The 1,354-nt window shown below is 66.7% G+C and carries 2 protein-coding genes and 1 pseudogene; 2 read left to right on the top strand and 1 reads right to left on the bottom strand.

The window, feature by feature from the left end:
- Positions 1–112 precede the first annotated feature (112 nt).
- Positions 113–451, bottom strand: a complete 339-nt coding sequence (locus ACFWJO_RS39360; protein WP_172718183.1) for a hypothetical protein — start codon at positions 449–451, stop codon at positions 113–115.
- A gap of 229 nt (positions 452–680) precedes the next feature.
- On the opposite strand from ACFWJO_RS39360, the gene mobC reads away from it, so the two are divergent.
- Positions 681–1,064: a plasmid mobilization relaxosome protein MobC gene (mobC, locus tag ACFWJO_RS39355; RefSeq protein WP_363932950.1), complete on the top strand. Its 384-nt coding sequence runs from the start codon at positions 681–683 to the stop codon at positions 1,062–1,064.
- A pseudogene (locus ACFWJO_RS39350) lies at positions 1,061–1,354 on the top strand (hypothetical protein); the annotation flags it as partial. The gene mobC and the pseudogene ACFWJO_RS39350, both read left to right, overlap by 4 nt.

The raw sequence follows: 1,354 nt of genomic DNA, 5'->3' as shown, positions 1-1,354 counted from the left end.
CCGGCAAAAGGGGAGCGAAAGGGAGAGAGAGGAGAACGCGCAGAGGCAAATGGGGAGGGGCCCGGGGGGGTCCCCCCACCAAACCACCCCGGCCCCGTCCGCGCGTGTGTGTTCAGTCAGCCGTGGGCGCGGTCTCGGTGGCCGTGGGTGGCACCGTAGACGAGGCTTCGGAAGTGGATGAAGTGCTGTTTGTTTTGCGTGGCCGGCGCGTACGAGTGCTGCGCTTACGTGTGGTCATGTCCGAGGGCCGCAGACGGTTTAGCTCACTAGGTGTCCACCCTGCACGTTCGGCATCACGGAACGCTGCCTCTGTCTGAGAGTCGGCTTCGGCGGCGGCTGCGTGTGCTTCCTCGCGGCGCGCAAGCGCGTCCGCGATCCGCTCAGCCGCCGCCATGCGCTCCTCGTTCATCCGGCGCATTTCTTCCAGGAAGTGTGTCGTGTCCATCGGCATGGCCCCAGCATAGGGGCGGCGATGCTCGGGCGCATCGAATGGGGTTCCAGCTTGCGAACCGGGGGTCACGCTCTGGTCACCCCCGGCATCAAAGGAACCGACCGGCCAGGCCGGAGCAAGCTATACACTTAGCATAGCTAAGTGGCCTGCCCCCCTTGCCCGTGGGTCGAGGGGGTGGGACACTCGGTGTGACCGAGTGGCGTTGCACTGTGCTGGAAGGAGGGCGGCGATGGCCGAGCGGAAGCGGATGGCGAACCATGATGGCGGCCGCCCCGTGTCCAAGTTCGTTCGTCTCACCGAGGCCGAGGCAGCGGAGCTGTCCATCGCGGCCCAGCGGGAGAACAAGACGGTGCAGCGGTACATGGTGGAGGCTGGCATCGCACGCGCCCGGGGCGTTGACCCGCAGGCGGCGCGCGAGACCATCACGGCGTTGTTCAAGGTGGAGCACCAGATCGCCAAGGTCGGAACGAACCTGAACCAGCTCACGCGCCACGCGAACGCGACGGGTGAAGTTCTGCACGCTGAGCTGCACGCTGAGCTGGCTCAGCTGCGGCGCTGTCTGGACCGCCTGGAGGAGACCGTGGATCAGGTGTCTGTGGAGGCCCGCGCATGATCCCGAACGTCACCCGAGGCGGGGACATGGCCGGACTCGTCTACTACCTGGCCGGGCCGGGCCGGGCGAACGAGCACACCCGCCCGATGATCGTTGCCGGAGACGAGCGGATCACGTTCCGCGTCGAGCCAGGCAAGGAGCTGAACAAGCATGATGCGTTTGAAATCGGGTACCAGCTGGAGCGTCCGCGCCGCGCGCACGGCACCGCCGTGATGACCTCCGTGACCGAGTGGGACGAGGAGCAACAGAAGCACGTCAAGGTCGCTGAACGCGCCGGCCATGTGTGGCAC

The sequence above is a fragment of the Streptomyces sp. NPDC127092 genome (assembly GCF_042722475.1).
Taxonomy (GTDB): domain Bacteria; phylum Actinomycetota; class Actinomycetes; order Streptomycetales; family Streptomycetaceae; genus Streptomyces.
The sequence above is the reverse complement of the archived record's forward strand: the minus strand, read 5'-3'. Positions and strand labels throughout refer to the sequence as shown.